This window comes from Saccharopolyspora soli, from assembly GCF_022678645.1.
GTDB classification, from domain to species: Bacteria; Actinomycetota; Actinomycetes; order Mycobacteriales; family Pseudonocardiaceae; genus Saccharopolyspora; species Saccharopolyspora soli.
The window spans coordinates 72,687-80,033 of record NZ_JALBWV010000044.1 but is presented as its reverse complement, the minus strand read 5'-3'; the positions used below and the strand labels follow the sequence as shown (position 1 = coordinate 80,033).

Genomic DNA, 7,347 nt, shown 5'->3' with positions numbered 1-7,347 from the left:
CGTCCCCCCGCCGGCCCCCCCCCCGGGGGGGGGGCGCGGGGGGGCCCCCCCGGCCCCCCCCCCCGCGGGGGGGGGGGGGGGGGGGGGCCCCCCCGGCGCCCCCCCCCCCCCCCCGCCACCCTGATTCGATCAGGCGCGGTTGTTCCCGTCTGAAGTGGAGGCTGGCTGTGCGCTGGTGGGCGGAAGAGCGGTTTCGGCGGCCTCAGCCGCGAGCTTCGTGGCGGTCGTGCTCGGTGCGTATCGGGTGGGAGAGGTGTTGAGGGCGAGTACGGCGACCAGGCTCAGCAGGGAAACGCCGACCATGTAGAGGGAGATGGAGGTGGTGGTCCCCGTCGCGGCCAGCAACGCCGTCGCGGCGAGGGGTGCGACCGCTCCTCCGAGCAGCGTTCCCACCTGGACCGTCACGGACAATCCGCTGTATCGCAGGTTCGGCGGGAACGCCTCCGACAGGATCGCGCCCTGGATGCCGGTAATCATGGCGGTGGAAAGCGACGCGACGATCTCTGCGACCAGCATCAACGGCAGACTCCGCGTGTTCATCAGCGTGAAGAGCGGAAACGCCCACGCGATGGCGAGCACGGTGCCCGCGACGAACACCGGCTTCCGGCCGAAGCGGTCGGCCAGTGCTCCCGCCACGGGAACCGTCGACATCCAGACGACGCAGCCCACCATGATGACCCAGAGCATCGTCGAGTTCGGCAGTTCCAGGACCGACGTGCTGTAGGCGATCATGTACACCTGGATCAGGTAGCCCAGAGTAGGCGCCGCGATCATCGCCACGCTGCCGATCACGAGTTCCTTCGGCGCGGTGCGGACGAGTTCGACGAGAGGCATCTTGCGGAGTTCGCCCTCGACCTTGGCAGCGGTGAACTCAGGGCTTTCGAGCGCTTTCCGCCGCAGGAGTATTCCGACGGCGACGATCAGGACGGCCAGCAGGAACGGGACACGCCAGCCCCAGCTGGCGAACGCGTCACCCGGTACCAGGTTCTGCATGACGAGGAACACGGCCATCGAGAGCAGTACTCCCAGCGGCAGGCCCATCATCGGCAACGCACCGAAGAGCGCGCGTTGCCGACGCGGAGCGTGTTCGAAGGAGAGGAGGACCGCACCGCCGATCTCGCCGCCGACGCCGAATCCCTGGGCGAAGCGCAGAACGACCAGTGCGATCGGGGCGGCGAGGCCGATCGCGCCGTAGTCGGGGAGCACCCCGATGAGCGCAGTGGCGACGCCCATGATCAGCAGCGACAGCATGAGCATCTTCTTGCGGCCGATCTTGTCGCCGTAGTGTCCCATGACGATGCCGCCGAGCGGTCGGGCGATGAAGCCGGCGCTGAGCGTCGCGAACGCCGCGAGTGTGCCGGCCGTGGGCGAGGCGTTGGGGAAGAACTGACGGCCGAGCACGAGCGCGGCGGCCGTGCTGTAGATGAAGAAGTCGTAGTACTCGATGGTCGTCCCGACCATCGAAGCCGCCGCTACCTTGCGGGGCGACCATGGATGCCGAACGTTGCCGTCAACCGACATGAAGATGACCTCCTCGTCCTCTTCCGCCATGCATCCGGTGGACGGCCGGTGCTAGTCGGGCTGAATGCGAACGGCCGCTTTTCGAACCCGATCCGGGCCTCGGCGGCCATCCGCAGGGCGCGTCGTCGCACCCGGGGCGAGTAACCGCGCACCGGCCAACACCGTTTCTCTGGTCCCGATATTCAGGACATTGAACTGCAAATTAGGACAACACGGTCCCATGGTGCCTTTCCGTCGTCAAGGGCGCGGATGGTGGTGGTGCGAGCCCCCGCTCAGCCTTGGACGAGGGCGAGCCGCTCGCTGATGTGCGCGGCGGCCAGGCGAACCTTGGCGATCAGTTTGCGCTCGGTCTTCGGGGGAATCCGTGATCCGATACCGACCACGCTGATCGCGGCGACCACTTCGCCTTGCCGGGATCCCCAGATCGGGGCGGCGATGCCAACGATCTCCGGATCCACCTCCGCCCGCGCGACGGCGTAGCCGTCGGAACGGATCTGCGCCATCCGGGCGAGGAGTTCGTCCACATCGGTCAAGGTGTCGTCGGTGAAGCGTTCCAGCTTCGCGCGGGAGAGGATTTGCCGTACCTCCTCGGGATCGTTCCACGCGAGCAGGATCGTCGCGGACGCGCCGGCGTTCACGGGGAGCACCGTGCCGCGCTCGTAGGAGCTGCGCACCGCGTGTCGTTGCGACTCGGCGCGGTCGATGCACACGACCAGGTCGCCGGTTCGGCGGGTGAGGACCACTGTCTCGCCCGAGTCGTGGGCCAGTTCTTCGATGATCGGTGCCGCGATCTCCGAGAGACCGAGTGTCTTCCGCGCGAGCCTGGCGAGTTCCAGTATGCGCAGTCCCAACCGGAAACCGCCGCCGGGAGCTTCCTCCAGAAACCGTGCCGACACCAACGACTGCAGGTAGCGGTAGCCGGTGGAGCGCGCGACGCCGAGCCGGTCGGCCACCAAGCTGCCACTCACAACTGGCTGGCTATCGGTGAACATCGCCAGGATTTCAAGGGCGCGATCGGCTGTGCTGTTGCGCTCGCGGTGTCTGCTGACCGAGTTATGTCCTGACATACGGGACAAGGTACCGAACTTGGTGCCAGCGTGCCTTGGCGGCCACGCTGGGAGATTTCGCCTCGTTGTTTCATTCCTCTGCGGAGCCGGGTTTCGGCGTGAGGTGTCTTGACAGTGACGGGGCGAGCACGCATTCTAAACCACGTCCCGTAAAGCGGGATCATGTTCCGTAATTTTAGGACAAGTAGGGCTTGGGTGTGCTCGGCTGAGGACTCGCGGCGAAGGCAGTCGAGCGGTCCGGAGCTGCCCGGCGCCCTTGTCCGCGAACCGCTTCACGACCCCGATCGTGCCCATCCGCGCTGCCTCGACCGCTGCCTGCCGGGTCCCGTTCGCGATCGGTCGGGCCTCGTCGAGCAACCGCCGTCACCGGACCGGGAGTGTGATAGGTGCCTTTCAGCTATGTGGAAATGATGCGCGGCTTCGGTTTCGCGGAGTTCGCCGAGCTTCCTGACTTCAAGCCGGTCGAGCCGGCGCCGGTCGAGGTCGCGCTGTCCGAAGCCCGGTTGGGCCTGTTCGCGACAGTGGGTGCGCACCTGCCGACGCAGCGGCAGTTCCAGCCGATCAACGACCTGAGCTTCCGACTGGTCCCGCTGGACGTTCCGGTCGCCGATCTGGAGTTCGACCACCCGTCGCCCATCAGGGGTTTCGCCCTCGACGACCTCAACGTCGTCTTCCCCCGTGACCGGTTGGTCGAACTCCGCGAGGAGGGCCTCTTCGGCGAGCTGGCGCCGGCAGCGGTGTCCATGCTCGGCTCCATCACCAAGTACGGGGAGCTCGTCGAGCGGACCGCGCCCATGATCGCGGAGGTCTACGCCGATCAGGGTGTGGATCTCGTGCTCATGGTGCCCTTCTGCCCCGCCTGTCACCGGGCGACTAACATGATCGCGCGCGCTCTGGAGGCCAAGGGCATTCCGTGTGTGACGATGACGGCGCTGCGCGAGATGGCCGAGGCGTTCAAGCCCGCCCGGCCGGTCTTCGCTGATTTCCCCCTGGGGGCGACCGTCGGCCGTCCGAACGAGCCGGAGATGCAGCGGTCGGTCCTGCGCTCGACCCTCGAAGTGGCCACCGCCCCGGCGCAGCCGTGGCGGATCACCGACCTCCCGCAGACGTGGGCGGACGACCGGTCCTGGGAGGACGACGTGCGCAAGCTCTACGAGTCCGAGGGAAAGGAAGTCCACCGTGCTCGGGTGCGGACCCACATCCGGGACGGCGAGGGGCTTTCCGGCAGGGAGGACGAGTTGGACATCGCATGCGGGTGCTGAATCCCCCGGCGCAGTAGCGATCCCAGTGTAGGACGAGTGAAAGAGACACATGAACGTGAAGAAGAGCCTGCAGGACGTCATGGACGAGGCCGGGAACACGACGGAGCTGCTCCGCAACTCCCAGCTACCGCCGTACATCTTCCCGGTCGTCCCGTCCGAGTTCACCAACTTCCGCCGGGAAGCCCGTGCCTGGCGCAACAGCGCGGTCCTGTACGACCAGACCCACCACATGTTCAACTTCTGGATCACCGGACCGGGAGCGCCGCGCCTGCTCAGCGACACCGGTGTGAACAGCTTCGCCAACTTCCCGGTCGACTCGGCCAAGCAGTTCGTGCCGGTGGGCCCGAGCGGCGGCGTGATCGGCGACGGCATCCTTTTCCGGCTGGCCGAGGAGGAGTTCGTTTTCGTGGGACGGGCACCGGTGTGCAACTGGCTCACCTTCCGGGCGGGCCAAGGCGGATACGACGTCGAGCTCCGCAGGGACGAGCGGTCGTCGTCGCGCACGTTCGGCAAGGCCGTGCAGCGCGACGTGTGGCGATTCCAGATCCAAGGCCCCCGGGCGTGGGACGTCATCGAGAAGCTCAACGGCGGTTCGGTGGAGCAGCTGAAGTTCTTCCGAATGGGGCACCTGAACGTCGCCGGAGAGCGTGTCCGCACCTTGCGGCACGGCATGGCTGGTGCTCCCGGGCTCGAACTCTGGGGACCCTACGCCACCTACGACAAGGTCCGGGAGGCCATCCTGGAGGCGGGCCGGGAGTTCGGTCTTGAGCAGGTCGGCGCCCGTGCCTACGGAGTCAGCGCGCTGGAGTCGGGGTGGATTCCGTCGGCGCTGCCGGCCATCTACACCGGAGAGGAACTGCGCTCCTACCGGGAGTGGCTGACCGAGGACGACTACGAGGCCAACAACGCGCTGGCCGGGAGTTTCGTGTCGAGCGACATCGAGGACTACTACCTCAACCCGTGGGAGCTCGGCTACGGTGCGCACGTCAAGTTCGACCACGACTTCATCGGACGTGACGCTCTGGAAGCCGTCGATCCGCGGGCGCAGCGCCGCAAGGTCACTCTCGCCTGGAACGCCGAGGACGTCGCGAAGATCCTCGCGTCGCCGGTCGACCGGGACGGCCCGGTTTACCAGTTCTTCGACCTGGCCCTCGCCAACTACGGCGCTTCGAGCTTCGACGCCGTCGAGGACGCGGACGGCAACCCCGTCGGGTTGTCCCTCTACACCGGATACACACCGAACGAGCGCCAGGCGATCTCCCTGGCGACGGTCGACCCCGACGTGCCGCTCGGTGCCGAGGTCAGGGTGATCTGGGGCGAGCCGGACGGCGGGACCCGGAAGGTGACGGTGGATCCGCACGAACAGATCGCGGTCCGCGCGATCGTGAGCCCCGCACCGTACGCGGCGATGGCGCGCGAGACGTACCGGCCCGGCTGGCGGTCGAGCTCGCAGGTTCCGTCGTAACCGGACGCATCGATCGACAACGCGAGCGCGTACCGGCCCGGTGGCTCGACCCGGCCGGTGCGCCCTCCTCGTCCCCGCGGCTGTTTCCGGGCCGCTGGCAAGCCACCTCATCCGCGTGCAACCGGAGGGACGTTTCCGTGACAACGGTCGACTACCCGGCTACCGGCCTCGCCGTGGCTGGCGTGCCGGCGCCGACCGGCTTGCCCGTGCCGGCGGCCGGCCACCGGTGCCTGGTCATGGGCATCCTCAACGTCACCCCCGACTCGTTTTCCGATGGCGGCCGTTACCTGTGCGCCGACGCGGCCTTGCGACACGGCGTGCGCATGGCCGAGCAGGGCGCCGACATCGTCGACGTCGGTGGCGAGTCCACCCGGCCAGGGGCATTCCGCGTGCCAGCCGAGGAGGAACTCACGCGGGTTCTCCCGGTGGTGCGCGAGCTGGCCGGTGCCGGTATCCCCGTCAGCATCGACACCATGCGGTCGTCGGTGGCTGAAGCGGCGGTCGACGCCGGCGCCGTTGTAGTGAACGACGTGAGTGGCGGGCGGGCGGATCCAGCCATGGCCCGTCGCGTGGCCGAGCTCGGCACGCCCTACGTAGCGATGCACTGGCGCGCGCACAGCGCCGGGATGGACGCCCACGCCCGCTACGGCGAGGTCGTCAAAGACGTCGTGGCCGAATTACGAGCTCGCCTCGACGAGCTGACCGCGGCCGGAATCCGGACCAACCGCATCATCGTCGACCCGGGTCTGGGTTTCGCGAAGACCGCCGAGCAGACCTGGCAGCTCCTGCGCCGGCTCGACGCGCTCAAGGCACTGGGCCACCCGGTTCTCGTCGGAGCTTCGCGCAAGTCCTTTCTCGCGCGACTCGCCCTGCCGGATCCTCTGCCCGGCGGCGTCGCCCGCGACGATGCGACAGCGGCGATCAGCGCCATCGCGGCCGCCCGCGGCGCGTTCGCGGTCCGCGTGCACGACGTCGCTACCTCCGCCACTGCGGTGCGGGTCGCCGCGGCGCTGCAGAACCCGGCCACCGGGGAGTCCAGATGACCTCGGCGAACACGGCCAGGTGGACGCGTTTCCGGCACGGAAAGCTGGCGTGCACCGTGGTATCGGATGGGCCGCTGCTGCTCGGGGCGGCCAGGGAATGCTTCCCCGATGTCGCTCCGGGAGAAGTGGACGCGATCCTCAAGCGACTCGGTCTGCCCGTCGACCGGGTCGTGCTGGACCAGAACATCCTCGTGGTCAACACCGGCGGCCGGCTCGTTCTCTTCGACACGGGCGTGGGGACGATGCCGGAGCTGGGACGGAAGGTGTTCGGCCCGCAAAGCGGACAGATGGTGTGCAACCTCGCCGCGGCGGGGATTGATCCGGCCGACATCGATGTCGTCGCGCTCACCCACGCTCACCCGGATCACGCATGGGGTCTCCTCGACGAGAACGGGAACATCGCATTCCCCAACGCCGAAATCCTGATCGGAAACGCCGAGTGCACCGGCGCGGCCATCGACCTGTCGTCCTACGGCGACCGTGCCGTGCGGATCGGCGACGGCCACCGGGTCGCGGACGGGATCACCGCGATCGCGACCCCGGGGCACAGCGCAGGGCATCTCGTCTACGAGATCGTCAGCGAGGGCAGGGGTCTCGTCGTGTGGGGAGATCTGTGCCACCATCCGATCCTCCTCGAAGAGCCCCACTGGAACTTCGTCTTCGACGAGGACAAGACAGCGGCGGCCGCGCAACGCAGAAGAATATTCAGTCGCATCGTGACGAACGACCAAACGGTGTTGTCCTACCATTTCCCCTTCCCCGGCCTGGGCGGGTTGCGGCGGGAAGGCCAGCGTTACGTGTGGGACGAGATCCAACCACCGGCACCTCTCACAGCACCATCCGATGTCGCTGCTAGTGGTTGAGGATGCGGTTCTGAAGGCCAGCGGTGGGTTCAGGTTGTCGAACCTGAACCCACCGGTCACCGGGTGCTGGGAGGTCGCTGTTCTCGCCAGTTCGCGGGGCTGTGCAAACGGCGCGAGGGCACGGGG

At 67.9% G+C, this 7,347-nt stretch carries 6 protein-coding genes; 4 read left to right on the top strand and 2 right to left on the bottom strand.

Annotation, left to right across the window (positions count from 1 at the left end; translation table 11 throughout):
• Nucleotides 1-129: 129 nt before the first annotated feature.
• The gene (locus MOQ72_RS28865) at nucleotides 130-1,551 is read right to left on the bottom strand and encodes an MFS transporter (protein WP_242188877.1); all 1,422 of its coding nucleotides are present in this window, start codon (nucleotides 1,549-1,551) and stop codon (nucleotides 130-132) included.
• 242 nt (nucleotides 1,552-1,793) lie between these two features.
• Nucleotides 1,794-2,588 (bottom strand): IclR family transcriptional regulator, encoded by a 795-nt coding sequence (locus tag MOQ72_RS28860; RefSeq protein WP_277954835.1) that lies wholly within the window; start codon nucleotides 2,586-2,588, stop codon nucleotides 1,794-1,796.
• A 386-nt stretch (nucleotides 2,589-2,974) separates the two neighbouring features.
• On the opposite strand from MOQ72_RS28860, the gene MOQ72_RS28855 reads away from it, so the two are divergent.
• From MOQ72_RS28855 to MOQ72_RS28840, 4 genes are all read left to right on the top strand, one after another.
• Complete coding sequence (locus tag MOQ72_RS28855) at nucleotides 2,975-3,850, top strand: hypothetical protein (protein ID WP_242188875.1); 876 nt, start codon at nucleotides 2,975-2,977, stop codon at nucleotides 3,848-3,850.
• A 49-nt stretch (nucleotides 3,851-3,899) separates the two neighbouring features.
• Nucleotides 3,900-5,315 carry a vanillate/3-O-methylgallate O-demethylase gene (gene ligM, locus MOQ72_RS28850; RefSeq protein ID WP_242188874.1) on the top strand — a complete coding sequence of 472 codons (1,416 nt, stop codon included), beginning with the start codon at nucleotides 3,900-3,902 and terminating at the stop codon, nucleotides 5,313-5,315.
• Nucleotides 5,316-5,551: 236 nt separating this feature from the next.
• A complete protein-coding gene (gene folP / locus MOQ72_RS28845) occupies nucleotides 5,552-6,358 on the top strand; it encodes a dihydropteroate synthase (protein WP_242188881.1) in 807 nt (268 codons plus the stop codon).
• Nucleotides 6,355-7,221, top strand: coding sequence for an MBL fold metallo-hydrolase (locus MOQ72_RS28840; RefSeq protein WP_242188873.1), 867 nt, complete (start codon nucleotides 6,355-6,357; stop codon nucleotides 7,219-7,221). Before folP ends, MOQ72_RS28840 begins: the two co-directional genes overlap by 4 nt.
• Nucleotides 7,222-7,347: the final 126 nt, after the last annotated feature.